This is a genomic window from Pseudomonas urethralis, from assembly GCF_021602465.1.
Classification (GTDB): domain Bacteria; phylum Pseudomonadota; class Gammaproteobacteria; order Pseudomonadales; family Pseudomonadaceae; genus Aquipseudomonas; species Aquipseudomonas vlassakiae.
Map to the genome: position 1 here is coordinate 270,549 of NZ_BQIJ01000006.1, position 20,600 is coordinate 291,148.

General features: G+C 62.9%; 17 protein-coding genes. 8 read left to right on the plus strand and 9 right to left on the minus strand.

Annotated elements, in window-relative coordinates; translation table 11 throughout:
• The first annotated feature begins 8 nt into the window (after positions 1 to 8).
• From bioD to L6D64_RS12815, 6 genes are all read left to right on the plus strand, one after another.
• Positions 9 to 689 carry a dethiobiotin synthase gene (gene bioD, locus L6D64_RS12790; protein WP_176506054.1) on the plus strand — a complete coding sequence of 227 codons (681 nt, stop codon included), beginning with the start codon at positions 9 to 11 and terminating at the stop codon, positions 687 to 689.
• Positions 690 to 813: 124 nt separating this feature from the next.
• On the plus strand, positions 814 to 1,110 hold the full coding sequence (locus L6D64_RS12795) for a hypothetical protein (RefSeq protein ID WP_054885247.1): 297 nt from the start codon (positions 814 to 816) through the stop codon (positions 1,108 to 1,110).
• 297 nt (positions 1,111 to 1,407) lie between these two features.
• Positions 1,408 to 3,213 carry a phenylacyl-CoA dehydrogenase gene (locus L6D64_RS12800; protein ID WP_176506055.1) on the plus strand — a complete coding sequence of 602 codons (1,806 nt, stop codon included), beginning with the start codon at positions 1,408 to 1,410 and terminating at the stop codon, positions 3,211 to 3,213.
• Between the two features lie 527 nt (positions 3,214 to 3,740).
• On the plus strand, positions 3,741 to 5,879 hold the full coding sequence (locus L6D64_RS12805) for a cytochrome-c peroxidase (protein WP_176506056.1): 2,139 nt from the start codon (positions 3,741 to 3,743) through the stop codon (positions 5,877 to 5,879).
• Between the two features lie 201 nt (positions 5,880 to 6,080).
• The gene (locus tag L6D64_RS12810; RefSeq protein WP_176506057.1) at positions 6,081 to 7,364 is read left to right on the plus strand and encodes a GGDEF domain-containing protein; all 1,284 of its coding nucleotides are present in this window, start codon (positions 6,081 to 6,083) and stop codon (positions 7,362 to 7,364) included.
• A 144-nt stretch (positions 7,365 to 7,508) separates the two neighbouring features.
• Complete coding sequence (locus L6D64_RS12815; protein WP_176506058.1) at positions 7,509 to 9,287, plus strand: acyl-CoA dehydrogenase C-terminal domain-containing protein; 1,779 nt, start codon at positions 7,509 to 7,511, stop codon at positions 9,285 to 9,287.
• A gap of 246 nt (positions 9,288 to 9,533) precedes the next feature.
• On the opposite strand, the gene L6D64_RS12820 is transcribed toward L6D64_RS12815, so the two are convergent.
• On the minus strand, positions 9,534 to 10,457 hold the full coding sequence (locus L6D64_RS12820) for a LysR family transcriptional regulator (protein ID WP_054885242.1): 924 nt from the start codon (positions 10,455 to 10,457) through the stop codon (positions 9,534 to 9,536).
• A 212-nt stretch (positions 10,458 to 10,669) separates the two neighbouring features.
• Here L6D64_RS12820 and L6D64_RS12825 point away from each other — a divergent pair, with 212 nt between their 5' ends.
• Positions 10,670 to 11,947, plus strand: coding sequence for an aspartate aminotransferase family protein (locus tag L6D64_RS12825; RefSeq protein ID WP_176506059.1), 1,278 nt, complete (start codon positions 10,670 to 10,672; stop codon positions 11,945 to 11,947).
• 138 nt (positions 11,948 to 12,085) lie between these two features.
• Positions 12,086 to 12,244, plus strand: a complete 159-nt coding sequence (locus L6D64_RS12830; RefSeq protein WP_009681539.1) for a YqaE/Pmp3 family membrane protein — start codon at positions 12,086 to 12,088, stop codon at positions 12,242 to 12,244.
• A gap of 33 nt (positions 12,245 to 12,277) precedes the next feature.
• Here the strand turns inward: L6D64_RS12830 and L6D64_RS12835 are convergent, their stop codons facing one another.
• The 8 genes from L6D64_RS12835 to L6D64_RS12870 form a co-directional block, all read right to left on the minus strand.
• On the minus strand, positions 12,278 to 14,101 hold the full coding sequence (locus L6D64_RS12835; RefSeq protein ID WP_176506060.1) for a S9 family peptidase: 1,824 nt from the start codon (positions 14,099 to 14,101) through the stop codon (positions 12,278 to 12,280).
• Positions 14,067 to 15,215, minus strand: coding sequence for a pyrroloquinoline quinone biosynthesis protein PqqE (gene pqqE / locus L6D64_RS12840; protein WP_176506061.1), 1,149 nt, complete (start codon positions 15,213 to 15,215; stop codon positions 14,067 to 14,069). Before pqqE ends, L6D64_RS12835 begins: the two co-directional genes overlap by 35 nt.
• Positions 15,187 to 15,462, minus strand: coding sequence for a pyrroloquinoline quinone biosynthesis peptide chaperone PqqD (pqqD, locus tag L6D64_RS12845; RefSeq protein WP_176506062.1), 276 nt, complete (start codon positions 15,460 to 15,462; stop codon positions 15,187 to 15,189). Before pqqD ends, pqqE begins: the two co-directional genes overlap by 29 nt.
• Positions 15,459 to 16,196, minus strand: a complete 738-nt coding sequence (pqqC, locus tag L6D64_RS12850) for a pyrroloquinoline-quinone synthase PqqC (RefSeq protein WP_176506105.1) — start codon at positions 16,194 to 16,196, stop codon at positions 15,459 to 15,461. The genes pqqD and pqqC overlap by 4 nt, the downstream gene beginning before the upstream one ends.
• 27 nt (positions 16,197 to 16,223) lie before the next feature.
• Positions 16,224 to 17,135 (minus strand): pyrroloquinoline quinone biosynthesis protein PqqB, encoded by a 912-nt coding sequence (gene pqqB, locus L6D64_RS12855; RefSeq protein WP_176506063.1) that lies wholly within the window; start codon positions 17,133 to 17,135, stop codon positions 16,224 to 16,226.
• Between the two features lie 80 nt (positions 17,136 to 17,215).
• Positions 17,216 to 17,287 carry a pyrroloquinoline quinone precursor peptide PqqA gene (pqqA, locus tag L6D64_RS12860; RefSeq protein ID WP_168085465.1) on the minus strand — a complete coding sequence of 24 codons (72 nt, stop codon included), beginning with the start codon at positions 17,285 to 17,287 and terminating at the stop codon, positions 17,216 to 17,218.
• A 169-nt stretch (positions 17,288 to 17,456) separates the two neighbouring features.
• Positions 17,457 to 19,736: a pyrroloquinoline quinone biosynthesis protein PqqF gene (gene pqqF, locus L6D64_RS12865; protein WP_176506064.1), complete on the minus strand. Its 2,280-nt coding sequence runs from the start codon at positions 19,734 to 19,736 to the stop codon at positions 17,457 to 17,459.
• Between the two features lie 57 nt (positions 19,737 to 19,793).
• Positions 19,794 to 20,588: a carbon-nitrogen hydrolase family protein gene (locus L6D64_RS12870; RefSeq protein ID WP_176506065.1), complete on the minus strand. Its 795-nt coding sequence runs from the start codon at positions 20,586 to 20,588 to the stop codon at positions 19,794 to 19,796.
• Positions 20,589 to 20,600 lie beyond the last annotated feature (12 nt).

Sequence of the window (20,600 nt, forward strand, 5' to 3'; positions counted from 1 at the left end):
GGAGCAGCATGAGCCAGGCCTATTTCATTGCCGGGACCGACACCGATGTCGGCAAGACCACCATCGCCGCCGGGCTGCTGCATGCGGCCCGCTTGCAGGGGTTGAGCACCTTGGGCGCGAAGCCGGTGGCTTCGGGTTGCTCGATGACGCCCAAAGGCCTGCGCAACAGTGACGCCCAGGCGTTGATCGACGAAAGCTCGATCAAGCTTGCCTACGAGGAGGTCAACCCGTTTGCCTTCGAGCCGGCCATTGCCCCGCATGTGGCGGCCCGGGAAGCGAATGTCGCGCTGGAAGTCACTGTGCTGGCAAAGGCCATGCGCCATGTGCTGGGGCAGGGCGCAGACTTCACTTTGATCGAAGGTGCAGGCGGCTGGCGCGTGCCATTGTCCAACCATGCCAACCTCTCTGACCTGGCGATTTCCCTGAAACTGCCGGTGATTCTGGTGGTTGGGGTGCGCCTGGGATGCATCAACCACGCGCTGCTCAGTGCCGAGGCAATTGCCCGCGACGGGCTGCAACTGGCAGGCTGGGTGGCGAATATCATCGAACCGCGGACCTCGCGGCTGGAAGAAAACCTCGCCAGCCTGGCGGAGCGACTACCTGCCCCGTGCCTGGGGCGGGTGCCGAAGCTCAAGCAGGCTACTGCTGATGCGGTGGCAGAGCATTTGCAGCTCGACTTGCTGGATTGAATGCGGCCGGATATGCCCTTGGCCTATCAAGTGGCACTGAGCCATTAGGGATTTAAACGGGCCTTTTCGCGCCTGGCCTGCTTTAATTGCCCTTGTTCATATCCAGCGTCATTGGAGTTCTGACATGGAAATCACCGGCAGCACCGCGTATTACGCGGGCCTCAATGCCATCTACAACGGCCAGAACCGGGTCGATCAGGCCGCCGGCGAGATCGCCAATGCCTCGGTCGAGCGTGCCGCCACCAGCCAGTCCAGCGACTTTCAGGCCGAGCGCCTGCGTGGGGTCGACCGCAGCCAGCAAATGGACCTGGCAACCAGCACCGTGCAATTGGCCCTGGGCAAGACCGAGGTCGAACTAGGTGCCAAGGTGGCCAAGGCTTCCGACGAAATGCTCGGGCGGTTCATCGATACCTACGCCTGATTCCAGCTTCCCTGCAAAACCCTGTGGGAGCGGGTTTACCCGCGAATGCGCCTGTCCGGACACCCCTGTTGTCCCGGCTGGCCCTTTCGCGGGTAAACCCGCTCCCACAGTCGTTTCTGCCTGAGATTTCAGGCGATGGCATAAACGCCATCTTTCGCGGCGTAAATGGCACCATAGTCCCTTCTTGACATCGGGCTGTCCTAAACGTAAGTTTCAAACAACTGTTTGACCCAAAGCCGCCAAGAGCTGGTCGGTACCAGCGGTCCCCTACCGAACTCATCACAGAGGTTCATCGCAATGCCTGATTACAAAGCCCCCTTGCGTGATATTCGTTTCGTCCGCGACGAGCTGCTCGGCTACGAGGCGCACTATCAGAGCCTGCCGGGTTGCCAGGACGCAACGCCTGACATGGTCAACGCGATCCTGGAAGAAGGCGCGAAGTTCTGTGAGCAGGTGCTGTCGCCACTGAACCGTATCGGTGATCAGGAAGGCTGTACCTGGAGCGAGTCGGGCGTGAAGACGCCGACCGGTTTTAAGGAAGCCTACCAGCAGTTCGTCGAAGGTGGCTGGCCGAGCCTGGCGCATGACGTCGAGCACGGTGGCCAGGGCCTGCCGGAGTCGCTGGGCCTGGCCCTGAGCGAAATGGTCGGGGGTTCGAACTGGTCCTGGGGCATGTATCCAGGCCTGTCCCACGGCGCGATGAACACCATCTCCGCCCACGGCACCGCTGAGCAGCAGCACACCTACCTGACCAAGCTGGTGTCCGGCGAGTGGACCGGCACCATGTGCCTGACCGAGCCACACTGCGGTACCGACCTGGGCATGCTGCGCACCAAGGCTGAGCCACAGGCTGATGGCAGCTACAAGGTCTCCGGCACCAAGATCTTCATTTCGGCCGGTGAACACGACATGGCCGACAACATCGTCCACATCGTGCTGGCTCGTCTGCCAGATGCGCCGGCGGGTACCAAAGGCATTTCGCTGTTCATCGTGCCGAAGTTCCTGCCCAACGCCGAAGGCGGCGTGGGTGAGCGCAACGGCGTGAGCTGTGGCTCGATCGAACACAAGATGGGTATCCACGGCAACGCTACCTGCGTGATGAACTTCGACGGTGCCACTGGCTACCTGATCGGCCCGGCCAACAAAGGCCTGAATTGCATGTTCACCTTCATGAACACCGCACGCCTGGGTACTGCGCTGCAAGGCCTGGCGCATGCCGAAGTGGCGTTCCAGGGTGGCCTGAAATACGCCCGTGAGCGCCTGCAGATGCGCTCCCTGACCGGCCCGAAAGCGCCGGACAAGGCCGCTGACCCGATCATCGTCCACCCCGACGTGCGTCGCATGCTGCTGACCATGAAGGCCTTCGCTGAAGGTAACCGTGCGATGGTGTACTTCACTGCCAAGCAGGTGGACATCGTCAAGTACAGCCAGGACGAGGAAGAGCGCAAGAAGGCCGATGCCCTGCTGGCCTTCCTGACCCCGATCGCCAAGGCGTTCATGACCGAAGTCGGCTTCGAGGCCGCCAACCATGGCGTGCAGATCTACGGCGGCCACGGCTTCATCGCCGAGTGGGGCATGGAGCAGAACGTGCGCGATAGCCGCATCTCCATGCTGTACGAGGGCACCACCGGTATCCAGGCCCTTGACCTGCTGGGCCGCAAGGTGCTGATGACCCAGGGCGAAGCGCTCAAGGGCTTCACCAAGATCGTGCACAAGTTCTGCCAGGCGCAGGAGGGTAATGACGCGGTCAAGGAGTTCGTCGAGCCATTGGCTGCGCTGAACAAGGAGTGGGGCGAGCTGACCATGAAAGTGGGCATGGCCGCGATGAAGGACCGCGAGGAAGTCGGCGCCGCGTCGGTGGATTACCTGATGTACTCCGGTTACGCGTGCCTGGCCTACTTCTGGGCGGACATCGCTCGCCTGGCGGCGGAAAAACTGGCAGCCGGCACCAGCGAAGAAGCCTTCTACACTGCCAAGCTGCAGACTGCGCGCTTCTACTTCCAGCGCATCCTGCCGCGTACCCGTACTCACGTCGCCAGCATGCTGTCGGGCGCCAACAACCTGATGGACATGAAGGAAGAAGACTTCTCTCTGGGTTACTAAACCCGGTTGAGTTACTGAAGAAAACGCCGCTCCTGCCGAGCGGCGTTTTTTTTGTTTTATTTTTATCTTCAGGTGTCCGGGCTGTTCTTTCACTTCCAAATTGCAATCGCTGGCGCAGCGCAACTTTTCGACAGGCGCAGGCTTATCGTTCTGTGACTTTTGGATGGGTCGAATTCAGCCCATTCTTTAATTTCATCCCCTGTTCACTACAAGTAGCAAATACATTGCCAGATGCTATCTGGTCGCCTTTCCAGCGTCCGGTCCCTTGTGTGCCGTGGCTTTCGTCATTTCTGTGAACGGTTCATGAATATGAGTTGGGGAATGTCACCCACTATTGGGGCTGTTTTACACCGGAACTGAGGAAGTTTGAATTTCAGTATTTCTTGGTATTGCCGACAAAATAAACTGGTCTAAAAAACCATTGAATGTTTCGTGTCGAAATACTTTGTTACAGCTATGGTGGCATTAAGCGCACTTCGTTGCGCGAACCAACAGCCTGAAAAACCTGAGCCGTCGGGAAGTCCATCATGGTCGACTATCTGATTAACGTGCGAGTCCCCCGCCTGGCCTGTGCGATAGCGATTACATTCGCCGCCAGCCTTCCTTTGACCAGCGTTCGGGCTGCGGACCCGGCCGGGACCGTACCGGTCGTCCCGGATGTGCCCAGCCTGCAGTCACTGCGGGGCATGACGCCGCCGGATCCCTCCGGTACCGAAGGTGGCCGCAAAGTCGACCTGATGTCCGATTACGTGATCAATCGCGGGGCGGTGGTGCTGTTGGGCAAGGCGCTGTTCTGGGACATGGCGATCGGCAGTGACGGCGCCACCGCCTGCGCTTCATGCCACTACCACGCCGGTGTCGATCACCGGGTCACCAACCAGATCAACCCCGGCCAGGCCAATACCAATGCCAACGTCGCGTCGATCTTCAACAAGCCGTTCACGGCAGGCGACATTCCGGGTGACGTGCCGAGTTACACCACCCGCTCCGGTGGCAAGGGCGGCCCGAACTACACGTTGAAAAAGGGTGACTTCCCGACCCACGTACTGGCCAATCCTCTGGACCGCAACTCGGCGATTGTCTATTCGAGCGATGACGTCATCGGCTCGCAAGGTGTGTTCGACGCCAACTTTGTCAAACCCCGCCAGTCGCGCTTCGACAAGTGCACCCAGCAGCCGGATGGCATTTTCCAGGTGGGCGGCATCAACGTGCGGCGCGCCACCGGGCGCAATGCGCCGTCGGTGATCAACGCGGCATTCAACGTGCGCAACTTCTGGGATGGCCGGGCCAACAACGTATTCAACGGCTTCTCGCCGTTCGGTAACCGCGACCCTGACGCTGGGATCTTCGTGACCAAGGATGCCAGTGGCGCGGCGGTCAAGGTACGCCTGGCTCTCAAGGATGCTTCGGCCGCTTCGCAAGCCGTCGGGCCTCCCGGCAGCGCGGTGGAAATGTCTTGTGGTGGGCGTACGTTCGCCGACATTGGCCGGCGCATGCTCGACACCATGATGCTCAAGGGGCAAAAGATTTCGCCTACCGACTCGGTACTCGGCCCCGTCTCCAGTGCCCGTCGGCCAACCTATCGCGAACTGATCAAGAACGCCTTCCAGCCTCGCCTGTGGAACGCCACGCAGCCGGTCTTGCTGGGCAGCGAGCCCTATACCCAGATGGAGGCGAACTTCCCGCTGTTCTTCGGGCTGGCGATCCAGATGTACGAATCCACGCTGATCTCTGACCAGGCGCCACTGGATGCCTACCTGCAGGGCGACCACACCGCCATGAATGCCCAGCAGGTGCAAGGCATGAACCTGTTCCTGGGCAAGGGCAAGTGCGTCAGCTGCCATGGTGGGGCGGAGTTGACCAACGCGGGCAGCAGGCTGCTGTTCCAGCCGCATGAGCGCGTCGAGCGCATGGTCATGGCTGACGGCCTGACCACACTCTATGACAATGGGTTCTACAACACCGGTGTGCGCCCCACTTCCGAGGACCTGGCATTGGGGGGCTCGGACGCCTGGGGTAATCCTTTGTCCTTCACCCGTGAGTACAACAGCCAACTGCAAGGCGGGAATGTTCCCGACCCACTGGAGGTCGATGTGTGCACCTTCGAAGTGCCACTGAGCGCAGCAGTCCCCTGCGACCCGACGCTCAAGCCCAGTGTCGGTTTCCGCGACGCGGTCGATGGCGCCTTCAAGACCCCGACCCTGCGCAACATCGCCTTGACCGGGCCGTACTTCCATAACGGCAGCCGGGCAACGCTGCAGCAGGTCATGGAGTTCTACAACCGCGGCGGCGACCGGCGCGGCGAAGACGCCAGCAACACCAGCGGCTTCGAGCACCCGGCAGTCAACCAGCACAACGGCTCCAACCTTGATCCGGACATGACCCCGCTGAACCTGACGGCGGATGAAGTGGATGCATTGGTCAAGTTCATGGAAGTCGGCCTGACCGATCCGCGCGTGGCTTGGGAGCGGGCGCCGTTCGATCATCCGTCCCTTGTGCTGCCGCAGGGTGAGAAGGGCGATGAAAACTCGGTCGGGCAAAAACCGGCCAGCGCACAGATCACCTCTCGGCAAGCACAAGACGCCGAGTTCCAGCTCAATGCCGTCGGTGCCTCGGGTCGCTCCACTGCGCAGGGGCCGTTGCTGCCCTTCAACAACGACCTGTAACGCTGTTCCCCTTTGCATCACTGGCGTCCGCTGGAGGCCAGTGATGTTTTTTCAGCAACCGGTAAAGATCCCGTTACAAGAAAACCTCAAGCGCTCCACCCTCGCTGCCGTTAACCCACCGGTGTATTCATCTATTCACGTGTGCTGCCGATGAACTAGAGGCACAATGCTATTATTGATCTGCCGGGTCGGAGATTGCCCTTGTTTCGTCTAAATGCTGTTCGCGCGAGCCATTTCCTGCCTTCGCTGTTTTTGCTGCTGGCTGGGCTCGCGGCGGCTTATGTAAGAGACCTCAGCGTCTTCTTCACATCCCTGTTCAATGTTCTTCCCACCTTGGTCCTGCTGCTGGGGGGCGCCTACTGCGCCGTGTATCGCCGCCAGCGTGAACTGTTCCTGATGGTGACGGTGTACATCGCTTATTTCCTGCTCGACACGCAGACCGATTTCTACCGTGACAATGGCCGCGTGCGCGAGGACGCAGCCGTGATCTTCCACCTGGTGTGCCTGTTGCTGCCTGCCCTGTACGGCCTGTTCGGCGCCTGGCAGGAACGCACTCACCTGGCCCAGGACCTGTTGGCCCGCTTCGCCGTGCTGTTCGCCGTTGGCAGCGTGGCCGTGGCCTTGGAGCAGAGCTTCCCGCAGGCGCTGCTGGCCTGGTTGGCGGAGATCCGCTGGCCCTCGCTGCATGGCCAGTGGATGAGCCTGATCCAGATGGTCTACCCGGTATTCCTGGTGGTGTTCGTCCTGCTGGTCGTGCAATACCTGCGCGAGCCCCGGCCGTTGCATGCGGCACAGCTGATCGGCCTGGTCGGTATTTTCTGGATGCTGCCCAAGACCTTCATCCTTCCGTTTACCCTGAACATCATGTGCAGCCAAGTGATGCTCATGATTGCCGCTGCGGTATCGCACGAGGCCTACCAGATGGCCTTCCGTGACGAACTTACCGGGTTGCCGGGGCGCCGTGCGCTGAACGAGCGCATGCAACGCCTGGGTCGCAACTACGTGATCGCGATGACCGACGTCGACCACTTCAAGAAATTCAACGATACCCACGGCCACGATGTCGGTGACCAAGTGCTGCGGCTGGTCGCCAGCCGGTTGTCCAAGGTGACCGGTGGGGGCCGCGCCTATCGCTACGGGGGCGAAGAATTTGCCCTGGTGTTCGCCGGCAAGACGGCAGAGGAGTGCGTGCCGCACGTCGAAGCCGTGCGCGAGATGATTGCCAACTACACCATGCACCTGCGTGACCAGAACAGCCGCCCGCAGGACGATTCCACCGGGCGTCAGCGCCGCAGTGGCAGCGCGGGCGGCACGGTTTCGGTCACCATCAGCATCGGTGTCGCCGAACGCTTGGTCGATCATCGCAACCCGGAAGAGGTGCTCAAGTCCGCCGACCAGGCGCTCTACAGTGCCAAGGGGGCGGGACGTAACTGTGTCATGGTCTATGGTCAACAATCCCAGCGTGGCGCCGTGCGGATGGCGTGACCGAAATAGACCATGCGGTCGCGTGATGACCCTATGTCTCGCAAAAGTTGTTCGGTTACACTGGATTCAACCCCGGGGTTGTTTTTTACGAACCCCGTGCCGCGGTCCGTGTGGCCGCCCCGACCCGACCAGCGAGAGGTTGTCATGGCTGACTATAAAGCGCCCCTGCGCGACATGCGCTTCGTACTGAATGAAGTCTTCAATGTGGCCGAGTTGTGGGCGCAGCTGCCCGAACTGGCCGAGGCGGTCGACGCGGACACCGCCATGGCTGTGCTGGAAGAAGCCGGCAAGGTCACCAGCAAGAGCATCGCCCCCCTCAGCCGGGCCGCCGACGAAGAAGGCTGCCACTGGGACAACGGGGCCGTGCGTACGCCAGCCGGCTTCATCGAGGCTTACAACACTTACGCCGAAGGCGGTTGGGTGGGCGTGGGCGGTGACCCGCAGTTCGGTGGCATGGGCATGCCCAAGGCGATCTCGGCCCAGGTCGAGGAAATGGTCAACGCCTCGAGCCTGGCATTCGGCCTGTACCCGATGCTGACCGCCGGCGCCTGCCTGTCGATCAATGCCCACGCCAGTGAGGCGCTGAAGCAAAAGTACCTGCCTAACATGTACGCGGGTGTCTGGGCCGGCTCCATGTGCCTGACCGAACCGCATGCCGGTACCGACCTGGGCATCATCCGCACCAAGGCCGAGCCCCAGGCCGACGGCAGCTACAAGGTCAGTGGCACCAAGATCTTCATCACCGGCGGCGAGCATGACCTGACCGAGAACATCATCCACCTGGTGCTGGCCAAGCTGCCGGATGCACCTGCGGGGCCCAAAGGCATCTCGCTGTTCCTGGTGCCGAAGTTCCTGGTCAACGAAGACGGCAGCCTCGGCGCGCGCAACCCGGCCACTTGCGGCTCGATCGAGCACAAGATGGGTATCCAGGCGTCGGCGACCTGCGTGATGAACTTCGACGAGGCGGTCGGCTACCTTGTCGGCGAGCCGAACAAGGGCTTGGCGGCGATGTTCACCATGATGAACTACGAACGCCTGGGCGTAGGTATCCAAGGCCTGGCATCGGCCGAGCGCTCCTACCAGAACGCCGTTGAATACGCCCGTGATCGCCTGCAGAGCCGCGCCCCGACCGGGCCGCAAGCCAAGGACAAGGCCGCCGACCCGATCATCGTCCACCCCGATGTGCGGCGCATGCTGCTGACCATGAAGGCGCTGATCGAGGGCGGTCGTGCCTTCTCCACCTACGTGGCGATGCAGCTCGACAGCGCCAAGTACAGCCAAGACCCGGCAACGCGCAAACGCAGCGAAGAGCTGGTGGCGCTGCTGACCCCGGTGGCCAAGGCCTTCCTTACCGACCTCGGCCTCGAGTGCACGGTGCATGGCCAGCAGGTATTCGGTGGCCATGGCTACATCCGCGAGTGGGGCCAGGAACAACTGGTGCGCGATGTGCGTATCACCCAGATTTACGAAGGCACCAATGGTATCCAGGCACTGGACCTGATGGGGCGCAAGGTGGTGGCCAGCGGTGGGGCCTACTACAGGCTGTTCTCTGGCGAGATTCGCCAGTTCATTGCCAGCGCGGATGGCCAGCTGGGCGAGTTTACCAGGCCGCTGGGTGCCTGCCTGGATCAGCTCGATGGGCTGACCGAATGGGTGCTGGATCAGGCCAAGGGCAACCCGAATGAGATCGGTGCCGCGTCGGTCGAGTACCTGCATGCCTTTGGCTATGTGGCCTATGCCTACATGTGGGCGCTGATGGCCCGGGCGGCCAAGGCGGCTGAGGGCGATGAGGCGTTCTATTCGGCCAAGCTGGGCACGGCGCGGTTCTACTTCGCACGGCTGCTGCCGCGGGTGAGCTCGCTGGTGGCTTCGGTGAAGGCAGGCAGCGAGTCGTTGTACCTGCTGGATGCCGAGCAGTTCTGACAGGGTGAAGTGTTTGCGAAAGACTACTTCTTGTAAGCCTTTTCCTACATTACGTGGTGACTTTTCGCCACTGGTGCCAGATTGGATCCACGGTTAATCTTTCTACATGGACGTTGCGCAGGAAGCGCAAAGGACAGAACAGGGACAACGAAGGATTTCCTGCCAGGATGGCGGGGCGATAGGGATGTCACAGGGAAACAGTCTAGAGAACCCCGCTTCGGCGGGGTTTTCTTCGTCTGCAGGTTTTCAGCCAAGCACATCCAGCGGCGGGGCGCCCAGCTGTCGCGCATCGGTCTCCTCTTCCAGCAGCGTGCGCAGCAGCTCCACCGAGGCCTGCTGGCGCTGGGCATCGCGAAACACCAAGCCGACCTTGAGCGGCACGCGTGGCTCGCTCAGCGGTTTCCATAGCAAGCCCTGATCGTCTTCGGCAGCATCCTTGGCCCGCCCAGGCAGAATGGTCGCCAGCGAGGTGTGCGCCAGGCTGTCGAGAATCCCGGCCATGTTGTTCATTTCGGCTTGCACCTGCGGTCGGCGGCCCTGTGCGGCCAGTTGTTCCTTCCAGATCTGGCGGATCTGGAATTCCTCTCCGAGCATCAGCATGGGCAGTTCGGCGGCCTGCTTGATCGAGACTTTCTTGAAGTCCTTCAACGGGTGGGTGTCCGGGATGACCACCTGCAACTCATCTTCGTACAGCAGCGAGCCGTGCAACCCTGGCTGGCGCGGTGGCAGGTAGCTGATGCCAATGTCGAGGTTGCCATTGAGCAGCCGCCGTTCGATCTCCAGCCCCGACAGCTCATAGATTTGCACCACGAGATGCGGCTGTGCCTTGCGCACGCGCTCCAGCAGCTGTGGCACCAGGCTTGGCCGCACGGTCTGCAGCACACCGATGGCCAAGGTGCGCAAGGACTGGCCCTTGAAGTTGCGCATGGCCTCATGGGCCCGCTGCAGGCCATCCAGTAGCGGCAGGGCATGGTTGTACAGGGTGTGTGCGGCCAGGGTCGGCAGCAGGCGTTTGTTGCTGCGTTCGAACAGGCTGAGGTCGAGGCTGTGCTCAAGCTGGCGAATCTGCTGTGACAGGGCCGGTTGCGACAGCGACAGCCGTTCGGCGGCGCGGCCGACATGGCCCTCTTCATACACCGCGACGAAATAACGCAGTTGGCGAAAATCCATAAGTATCACTTATCGAAAAAGCTGGGAAAACGAAATGGCCGCAAGCGCCGCTGAAGCCTAGTCTATCGCCGTATTCCAATGGCTTACAGCGATCGCTGAGCGCATTGTTACCGAGTTTGAAAAACACTTTTGATAGGCAAGGCAAAATTATCCAGCGTCGGCAACAAGACCGGATCCCTGGCTGCCTTTTTCCGTGACTGGTTGGAGCCCCGATGAACCTGTTCAACCTGCGCCGTTCGGCTCCCGCAGTTGCCGAGCCCAAGCGTGCGCCGGCGATTGTGGCGGATGCGCCGCAGTTGTCGCGTGAGCGTCTGATGCCGAGCACCGAGCGGGCCGCGCAAGTGTTCGTGCGTGGTCAGGGTTCCTGGTTGTGGGACAACGAAGGGCATGCCTACCTGGACTTCACCCAGGGCGGTGCCGTCAACAGCCTTGGGCACAGCCCGACGGCGCTGGTCAAAGCCCTGGGCAACCAGGCCCAGGCGCTGATCAACCCCGGTGCGGGTTACCACAGCCGTGGCCTGTTGGCGCTGGTCAACCGCTTGTGCCAGAGCACTGGCAGCGACCAGGCCTACCTGCTCAACAGCGGCGCCGAGGCCTGTGAGGGAGCGATCAAGCTGGCGCGCAAGTGGGGCCAGCTGAACCGTAATGGCGCCTACCACATCATCACCGCCAGTCAGGCTTGCCATGGCCGTAGCCTGGGTGCGCTGTCAGCTTCCGACCCACTGCCGTGCAACCGCTGCGAACCGGGCCTGCCGGGGTTCAGCAAGGTGCCGTTCAACGACCTGGCGGCGCTGCATGCCGAGGTCGACTCGCGCACCGTGGCGATCATGCTCGAGCCGATCCAGGGCGAGGCGGGGGTGATTCCGGCTACGCGCGAGTACCTGCAAGGCGTGGAAAAGCTCTGCCGGGAACTGGGCATTCTGCTGATTCTCGACGAAGTGCAAACGGGTATCGGCCGCTGCGGGGCGTTACTGGCAGAACAGATCTACGGCGTGCGTGCCGACATCATCACGCTGGGCAAGGGCTTGGGTGGTGGCGTGCCGCTGGCTGCCTTGCTGGCCCGCGGGACCGCCTGCTGCGCCGAGCCGGGCGAACTGGAGGGTAGCCATCACGGCAACTCACTGATGAGCGCCGCCGGCCTGGCCGTGCTGGAAACCGTGCTGGAACCTGGCTTCTTCGAGCAGGTGCAAGACAGCGGCCGCCATTTGCGCGACGGCCTGAGCCGCCTGGCTGGCCGCTATGGCCAGGGCGAAGTGCGTGGCCAGGGCCTGCTGTGGGCCTTGCATTTGCAGGAAAGCTTCGCCAGGGAACTGGTCGAGGCAGCCTTGCACGAGGGCTTGCTGCTGAATGCGCCACAGGCGGATGTGGTGCGTTTCTCGCCAGCGTTGACTGTCAGCAAGGGCAATATCGATGAAATGCTCCTGCGCCTGGCCCGAGCCTTTACCCGCCTGCATGCGCAACTACAGGCCCGCCGCGAAATGCCGGCCTGATCAAGAACTCAACGAACCGTCTGGCGTTTCTGCGCATCGCCCCGTGCCTGTTTCATTTGGCCCGGGGCGTTTTTTTGCCTGTGGAACCTCTGCGATGCGTAGCTAGTCTGTGATGTAACCCCTTGAGGAGAGACCCGCATGGACTTCATTCGCATCATCATCGCCATTATCCTGCCGCCGCTGGGTGTGTTTCTGCAGGTGGGGTTTGGCGGGGCGTTCTGGCTGAACATACTGCTGACCCTGCTGGGCTACATCCCGGGCATCGTGCATGCGGTGTATATCATCGCCAAGCGCTGAGTAAGCGGGGGCCGCCCAGGCGGCCCCAAGGTGTCAGTCCTGCAGCACCCGGCAATAGAATTTCCACTCCTCTTCCAGCGCGTGCGCCAGGTTCTCAGCCTTGCGGAACCCGTGCCGTTCCCCGGCATAGAAATGCCCTTCGGCGTCGATGCCGTTGGCCTGCAATGCCTGCAGCATGGCGCGCGTCTGCTCCGGCACCACCACTGCATCCAGCTCGCCCTGGAAGAAGATCACCGGCACCTTGATCCTGGAGGCGTGAAGCAGAGGGGTGCGTTGGCGGTAGCGCTCGGCATCCTGCTGGGGGTCACCGATCAACCAGTCCAGGTAGTCGCCCTCGAACTTGTGCGTGGCGCGGCCCAGGGCAATCGGATCACTGACCCCGTAAAGGCTGGCTCCAGCGCGAAACACGTCGTGGAATGCCAGGGCGCACAGCGTGGTATAGCCACCGGCACTGCCGCCGCGAATGAAGGCCTTGCCGGGGTCGATCAGCCCTTGCCCAGCCAGGTATTCGACGGCGGCACAGGCGTCTTGCACATCGCTCTGGCCCCATCGCAGGTGCAGGGCCTGGCGGTATTCCCGACCATAGCCCGTGCTGCCACGGTAATTCAGGTCGGCAACGGCGAAACCGCGTTGCGTCCAGTACTGGATGCGTGGGTCGAGTACCGGGTAGCAGGCCGAGGTCGGGCCACCGTGGATGAACACCAGTAAAGGGGCAGGGCCCTGGGTGGCGCTGGCTGGATAGAAAAAACCATGGGCAAACGCGTCGCCACTCTTGTACTGGATCGATTGCGGCAAACTGATCTGCGCTGCCGGCAGCACTTCTGCGCCACCGGCCAGCACGCTGACCTCATGGCTGGCGCGGGCAATGGCGATCACTGCCGGCGGGCTGATCGGTGAAGCCGCGATGGCATAGAGGTGCCCGGCATCCATGGCCAGGTTGCGGAACCGGGTGTAGGCGCTGGCGAAGCGTTCCATGCGTCCATCTTCATCGTGCAGGCCCAGCTGCCCGATACCACCTTCGAACCAGGTGGCCAGATAGTGCTGCGGGCTTAGCGGCAGCCAGGTGCTGGTGCCCAGTTGCCAGGGCGCGGCGGCGTGGTCGGCGGGTTCGGCCGGCAGCGCCTGCCAGAGGCCGTCGACCTCGCCCCAGGGCTGCCAGAAGCCATTGCGGTCAGACAAACAGTACAAGCGGCCTTCGGCGTCGAAGCGCGGCTGTTGCAGTGATTCATGCTCGGCGGCGATACAGCGTGCTGCCCCCCAGTCGCCGTTGGCGTCACGCTCGCGGCACATTAGCCGGGTAAGGGTCCAAGGCTGTGCCGGACGGTCCCATTCGACCCAGGCCAGGCGTTGGCCGTCAGCGCTGACGGTTGGCGCGGCATAGAAGTCGGCCCCTTCGGCGAGTACCTCGCGAGAGGTATCGGTCAATGCCACCAGACGATGCTCGACGCTTTCGCCATGGCGCTCTTCGACTGCCAGTACCTTGCCGTCGTGCCACTGCACATCGCCATAGCGGCAGTCGGCTTCGGCGGTCAGGGCGCGGGGTGCTCCGCCTTCAAGGCGCTGGGTATAGACCTGTTGATCCTTTTCGTTGACGAACAGCAGCCCGTCACCGCCCAGGCAGAAGCTGCCGCCGCCGTATTCGTAGACCCGGCTGCGCGCGCTGAAGCCATCGGGCGTGAGGCAACGTGCCTGGTGGTCACGCCACTGCCAGATCCGGCAGGCGCCATCGGCGGGGCGGAACTCGTTCCAGAACAGGCCTGCGTCGCCGACCTTGAGTTCGGCAAAGTCGGTGCCGGCGGCGACGGCCTGGGCGGCGCTGAAGTCAGCCGCGGACGATGACACGGGAGTTGCGCTCATTGCGGAAGGTCAGCTCTTCGATGGCAAGTTGGGCAGTTTCCGCCTCTTCACGGGCCTTGAGGATAATGCCGTGGTCAGCAGACTTGGCGCACACCGGGTCGGCCTTGCTGGCATCACCGGTCAGCATGAAGGCCTGGCATCGGCAGCCGCCGAAGTCTTTTTCCTTCTCATCGCACGAGCGGCACGGCTCGGGCATCCAGTCGTAACCGCGGAAGCGGTTAAAGCCGAACGAGTCGTACCAGATGTGCTGCAGGTCATGGTCGCGCACGTTGGGGAACTGCACCGGCAATTGCCGGGCGCCATGGCAGGGCAAGGCAGTGCCGTCTGGCGTGATGGTCAGGAACAGGCTGCCCCAACCGTTCATGCAGGCCTTGGGGCGTTCTTCGTAGTAATCCGGGGTGACGAAGATCAGCTTGCACGGGCTGCCCTCGGCCTTGAGCTTCTGCCGGTACTCATTGGTGATGCGTTCGGCACGTTCGAGCTGTGCGCGGGTCGGTAGCAGGCCGAGGCGGTTGAGGTGCGCCCAGCCGTAGAACTGGCAGGTGGCAAGCTCGACGAAGTCGGCCTCAAGGGCGATGCACAACTCGATGATGCGGTCGATCTTGTCGATGTTGTGCCGGTGGGTGACGAAGTTGAGCACCATCGGATAACCGTGGGCCTTTACCGCGCGGGCCATTTCCAGCTTCTGCGCGAAGGCCTTCTTCGAACCGGCCAGCAGGTTGTTGACCTGTTCGTCACTGGCCTGGAAGCTGATCTGGATATGGTCCAGCCCGGCTTCCTTGAAGGCGGCGATGCGCGCTTCGGTCAGGCCGATGCCAGAGGTGATCAGGTTGGTGTAGTAGCCCAGCCGACGGGCCTCGCCGATCAGCTCGGCGAGGTCCTGGCGCACCAGCGGCTCACCACCGGAAAAGCCGATCTGCGCGGCGCCCATCGCGCGGGCTTCGGCCATCACCTTGAACCACTGCGCAGTGCTCAGCTCCTGGCCTTGGGCAGCGAAGTCCAGTGGGTTGGAACAGTACGGACATTGCAGCGGGCAGCGGTAGGTCAGCTCGGCCAGCAGCCATAGCGGCAGGCCGACCGGCACCTCAGGCGAGGACGATCCAGTGTTCGGCACGGGCCACCTCCATGAATTGCTCGATATCGTCTGCGACTTCGGGCACACCAGGGAATTGTTGTTCGAGGTCGGCGATGATCGCCGCCACGTCACGCTTGCCGTCGATCAGCCCGCCGATCAGGCCGGCGCTGTCGTTGAGCCTGATCATGCCTTCGGGGTACAGCAGCACATGGCCTTTTTGCGCCGGCTCGTACTGGAAGCGGTAGCCGGGGCGCCAGCTCGGCACTTGCTTGCGGTCGAAACTCATAGGGCAATCCCCTTGTGCCAGACCCGTTGCGGGGTGACGGTGTGGTAAGGCGGGCGGTTCAGCTCGTAGGCCATGCTCATGGCATCCAGCATGCTCCACAGGATATCCAGCTTGAACTGCAGGATTTCCAGCATACGCTCCTGGCCCGCGCGGGTGGTGTAGTGCTGCAAGGTGATCGCCAGGCCGTGCTCGACATCACGCCGGGCCTGGCCCAGGCGAGTGCGGAAGTACTCGTAGCCAGCCGGGTCGATCCACGGGTAGTGCTGTGGCCAGCTGTCCAGGCGGGACTGGTGGATCTGCGGGGCGAACAGTTCGGTCAGTGAACTGCTGGCCGCTTCTTGCCAGCTGGCCCGGCGAGCGAAGTTGACGTAGGCATCGACGGCGAAACGCACGCCGGGCAGCACCAGTTCCTGGGAACGTAGCTGGTCAGGGTCGAGGCCGACCGCCTGGCCCAGTCGCAGCCAGGCTTCGATACCGCCGTCCTCACCCGGCGCGCCATCATGATCGAGCAGGCGCTGGATCCACTCACGGCGTACCTCGCGGTCCGGGCAGTTGGCCAGGATCGCGGCGTCCTTCATCGGGATGTTGACCTGGTAGTAGAAGCGGTTGGCTACCCAGCCCTGAATCTGCTCGCGGGTGGCGCGGCCTTGGTACATCGCCACGTGATAGGGGTGGTGGATGTGGTAGTAGGCGCCCTTGGCGCGCAGGGCCTGCTCGAATTCGGCAGGTGACATTGGCAGTGCGTCGCTCACGGGGCCTCCTTACAGCTCGATGCTCATGCCATCGAAGGCGACTTCGACGCCGCGGCGCTGGACTTCGGCGCGTTCGGGGGAGTCTTCATCGAGGATCGGGTTGGTGTTGTTGATGTGGATAAGCACCTTGCGCTGGCGCGCGAAGCCGTCGAGCACTTCGAGCATGCCACCCGGGCCATTCTGCGCCAGGTGGCCCATCTCGCGGCCGGTACGGGTGCCGACACCACGGCGCTGCATTTCATCATCTTCCCACAGCGTGCCGTCGACCAGCAGGCAGTCGGCGCCATGCATCATCTGCAGCAGCTTGGCATCGACCTGGCCGAGGCCGGGTGCGTAGAACAGCTTGCCGCCAGTGCGCGTGTCTTCGACCAACAGGCCGAGGTTGTCGCCCGGGTGGGGGTCGAAGCGGTGCGGCGAATAGGGCGGTGCGGCGCTGCGCAGGGGGAAAGGGGTGAACCTGAGGTCAGGGCAGGCGTCGATGACGAAACTGCCTTCGAGCTCGATGCGGTTCCACTGCAGCCCACCGTTCCAGTGGCTGAGCATGTTGAACAGCGGGAAGCCGCTGGTCAGGTCCTGGTGGACCATGTCGGTGCACCAGACCTGATGCGGGCAGCCTTCGCGCAGGCTGAGCAGGCCGGTGGTATGGTCGATCTGGCTGTCGAGCAGGACGATGGCGTTGATCCCGGTATCGCGCAGGGCGCGCGCCGGCTGCATCGGTGCGAAGGCCTGGAGCTGGGCGCGGATGTCAGGCGAGGCATTGCACAGGATCCAGTGCTCACCGTCGTCGGACAGGGCGATGGACGACTGGGTGCGTGCCGTGGCGCGCAGGCTGCCGTCGCGATAGCCCTTGCAATTGACGCAGTTGCAGTTCCACTGCGGGAAACCACCACCGGCGGCGGAACCGAGAATCTGGATGTACATGGCCACTCCTTCTGCGAAAAGCCGTATCCGGAAAACAACGACGCCCCGGCGGGCCGAGGCGTCGATCCGCAAAGCAGGGCTTAGCGGTTGGCGAAGTACATGGTCACTTCGAAGCCGATACGCAGGTCAGTGTATGCAGGTTTGATCCACATGGGAGTTCTCCTTCCGGATGGGGTTGGGTTACTTCAGCTATTCGTTGGGTGCCGCCTGGAGCAGGAGGTTCCGTTGGCTGAGATAGCGTTATCTTACAAGAAAAATTTGTACCGAAAGGTTAATTCTTTGATAAGCGCCCTTGCAGCAAACGTAACAATCCGCGCGAGATCAGTGCCAGGACGCCTCTGGCGCGGCACTGTTGGCCAGGCAAAGCCACGGCCAATCGGTACCGAGCAGGTCGCGTAGCAGGCCGTCAAGATCTGCCTGTTGCGTGATCAGAATAGACCGCCGCAGCGCAAGCAGGTCGCCAGGTTGGGTGGCCAGGTGTGTCTGCCATGCCCATTCGGTGACGTCGGCGTTGGCCATGGCGTTTTCGTCGAACTGCTCAGCCAATGCTTGTCGGGCGGCCGCGTCGAGGGTGACGCCGCGGCCCAGCAGCTCGCGCAGGTGATCGAGGATCTCGGCCTGGCTGGCGTGCGGCGACTGCACCCCGAACAGCAGGCCACCGATGCCCTCGATCTGACGAAAGGTACTGAAAACCGCGTAGCCCAGCTGCAATTCGACCCGCAGGCGTTGATATACCGGGCCTTGCAGCAGCTGCGCCAGTAGGCGACCGCTGCCTTGCCGTGCGGCAGGCAGTGGGCAGAACAGTAGCAGGGCATGTTCACTGCCTGGCACCTCGGCATGGTGCCAGCGGCGACCAGCCCAGCCGGCAGCCGGCGTGGGCGCCCCGCCTTGCCCGGGGCATGCCTGCAGCACGGCGCCGAGGGCCTGCACGGCACTGGGCTCGAAGCCGACGGCCAGGCCGTGCCAATGGCTGTGTTGCCAGACGCCATCGAGCAGCGCCTGGTCGAGGGTGGCAGACGGCATTGTGGCCGGGGGAGTGCCGAGCACGGCGTCAGGTAGCTGACTGATCAACGCCCTGATCGGCATCAGCGCGGGCGCCTCAGGTGGCGACGTCTGCCAGTGGGAGGGCGCTCGCATCAGGGCCAGGGCCTGGCCTGCGGCGTGTACCACGGCTACCGGATGGCCAGCGCAGCACAACTGCCAATGGTCGCCCGACGCGCTGAATTGCAATTGCACGCAGGCCTGCTCGCAACGACTTTGCAGGGGGCGCAGGGCGCGTTGCAGTACGCTGTACAGACGCTGGCGCAATGCCGATGGCACGTGCCAACGCAGATACAGTGCTGCGTATTGCCTGGAGGGTGGCAGCAAGTCGCTGATGCACAATGCAGCCGGCAACTCAGCACTTGGGGCAGATGGCTGTTCATCCGACAACAAGGGCTCGGGCTCAGGCAGCTGCCATTGCCCGTATGCGCATCGCGGCAGCTGCTCGAGCAGCGCTTCGAGCGCCCTCAGTGCTTGGTCATCCAGTGCTGCAAACGGCTGCCCGGCGCTGTCGCGGCGGGCCAGCTCCAGTGCGCTGGCGCTGCGTTGACGACGTTGTTGCAAGCTGCCAAACGTGCGGTTGAGTGGGCCGGGGTCTGTCTTGCCGATGAAGTCGAACCAGCCGTGCAGCAGCTTCAGAGCCTCATCGCTGTTGGCATCCGGGGCGAGCTCCAGGTCGATGTGCCAGAGCAGTTGCCCGGCAAAGGCATGCAGCTTCTCGGCCTTGAACCCTTTGAGCCAGCCACGTCGCTCCAGTGCATCCAGCCAACTGCCGGGGCGGTTGTCGCCGAGGTGGGCGATCAGCAGCTCCAGTGCCTGTTCTGCCCCTGCTGGCAGGCCGTCGTGTGCGAACAGCAGTGGCGGGTTGGCGGCCAAGGCAGGTGGCAAGGCTTGTAGCACAGGGGGGCTCGGCTTGAAGACGCCGGCGTAGTGCCTGCCAAGCTGTTCCAGTTCATCCAGCGGTTGCGGGCCGCACAGGCTCAGGGTGACCTGGCCACCCTGGTAAAAGCGCTGATGGAAGCCTGTGAGGGCTTGCTGGAAAGCCCTATCGCCCAGTACGAGGGAGTAGCGGTTACCGGCGTGAAAGCCGCTCAAGGGGTGATCGCCACCCACAGATTGCAACAAAGCGAATTGCTGTTGCGCCTGCGGGTTGCGTGACCAGGCGATGAATTCGGCGTGGATGACTTCCCGCTCGCGGCGCTGCCGCTCGATGCCCAGATCCGGCTCGGCAAGCATCTGGCACAGGCGCTCCAGGCCACCGGCCAATGCCGCAGGTGGTACTTCAAAGAAGAAATCGGTGGTGCGCTCGCGGGTGCTGGCGTTGACCTGGCCGCCCAAGGCCTGGACGTAGCGCATCAGGCCGTCTTCCAGCGGGAAGCGTGCCGTGCCCAGGAAAAACAGGTGTTCGAGGAAATGGGCCAGGCCTGGCCATGCGGTTGGGGCGTCATGGCTGCCCGCATGTACCCTCAACGCGGCCGCAGAGCGCTTCAGGCGCGGCGCATGGCGCAGAGTCAACTGCAGGCCGTTGGCGAGGGTGAGGTGGCGGGTGGTATCAGGCATGGGAACTCCAGGGCAGGTGTCCATGCTAACCCATTTGCAAGAAAGGTCCGGCCCCTGTCAGCCTTGGCGCAAATGCAGTTCCTGGCGCAAATCGGTCAGGTAAGGAAACGCCTCACGCCCCTGCACCACTCGTTCCTGCTCAAGCTCTGCCAGCAACTGGCATTCATCTCGCCCCGCCATGGCCAGCAGACTGCCATCGGGCCCGATGATGCTGCTCTGCCCGCAGTACTGGATCTCGCCCTCGGCCCCGCAGTAATTGGCATATACCAGGTAGCACTGGTTTTCCTGCGCCCGCGAGCGCACGGTCACCTGGCAGACGAAATCGTACGGCGTCATGTTCGCCGTCGGCACCAGGATCAGCTCGGCTCCTGCCAGCGCCAGGCGCCGGGCGTTTTCCGGGAACTCGATGTCGTAGCAGATCAGCATCCCGACTTTCCAGCCGTTCAGCTCGACCACCGGAAAATGGTCGGCGCCAGGGCTGAACATCGCCCGGTCCAGTTCACCGAACAGGTGGGTCTTGCGGTAATTGCACAGGCTGCGGCCATGGGCATCGATGAGCTGCACGCTGTTGTAGATCGCTCCGTCATCGGCGCGCTCCGGGTAGCCGTAAACAATGGCGATGCGGTGCGACTGGGCAATCTCCACCACCGCCATGGCCGCAGGACCATCGTCGGCTTCGGCCAGCCGTTCGACCTGCGCCAGGCCGATGTTGTAGCCGCTCAGGAACATCTCCGGGCACACCAGCAATTGCGCGCCACGCTCGGCCGCCAGCTGCGCCTGGTGGCGCAGCCGTTGCAGGTTGCCGGGCACGTCCAGCGGGTTGGGTGCGCCCTGGAACAGAGCGATGCGCATGCTGCCTCCTTG

Excerpts from the sequence above, each read along its gene's own strand:
- L6D64_RS12800 (WP_176506055.1), top strand. The coding sequence starts at position 1,408 with ATGCCTGATTACAAAGCCCCCTTGCGTGATATTCGTTTCGTCCGCGAC.
- pqqC (WP_176506105.1), bottom strand. The coding sequence starts at position 16,196 with ATGTCACCTGCCGAATTCGAGCAGGCCCTGCGCGCCAAGGGCGCCTAC.
- L6D64_RS12815 (WP_176506058.1), top strand. The coding sequence starts at position 7,509 with ATGGCTGACTATAAAGCGCCCCTGCGCGACATGCGCTTCGTACTGAAT.
- L6D64_RS12820 (WP_054885242.1), bottom strand. The coding sequence starts at position 10,457 with ATGGATTTTCGCCAACTGCGTTATTTCGTCGCGGTGTATGAAGAGGGC.
- L6D64_RS12830 (WP_009681539.1), top strand. The coding sequence starts at position 12,086 with ATGGACTTCATTCGCATCATCATCGCCATTATCCTGCCGCCGCTGGGT.
- L6D64_RS12805 (WP_176506056.1), top strand. The coding sequence starts at position 3,741 with ATGGTCGACTATCTGATTAACGTGCGAGTCCCCCGCCTGGCCTGTGCG.
- pqqD (WP_176506062.1), bottom strand. The coding sequence starts at position 15,462 with ATGAGTTTCGACCGCAAGCAAGTGCCGAGCTGGCGCCCCGGCTACCGC.
- pqqB (WP_176506063.1), bottom strand. The coding sequence starts at position 17,135 with ATGTACATCCAGATTCTCGGTTCCGCCGCCGGTGGTGGTTTCCCGCAG.
- L6D64_RS12795 (WP_054885247.1), top strand. The coding sequence starts at position 814 with ATGGAAATCACCGGCAGCACCGCGTATTACGCGGGCCTCAATGCCATC.
- L6D64_RS12870 (WP_176506065.1), bottom strand. The coding sequence starts at position 20,588 with ATGCGCATCGCTCTGTTCCAGGGCGCACCCAACCCGCTGGACGTGCCC.
- bioD (WP_176506054.1), top strand. The coding sequence starts at position 9 with ATGAGCCAGGCCTATTTCATTGCCGGGACCGACACCGATGTCGGCAAG.
- L6D64_RS12835 (WP_176506060.1), bottom strand. The coding sequence starts at position 14,101 with ATGAGCGCAACTCCCGTGTCATCGTCCGCGGCTGACTTCAGCGCCGCC.
- L6D64_RS12825 (WP_176506059.1), top strand. The coding sequence starts at position 10,670 with ATGAACCTGTTCAACCTGCGCCGTTCGGCTCCCGCAGTTGCCGAGCCC.
- pqqF (WP_176506064.1), bottom strand. The coding sequence starts at position 19,736 with ATGCCTGATACCACCCGCCACCTCACCCTCGCCAACGGCCTGCAGTTG.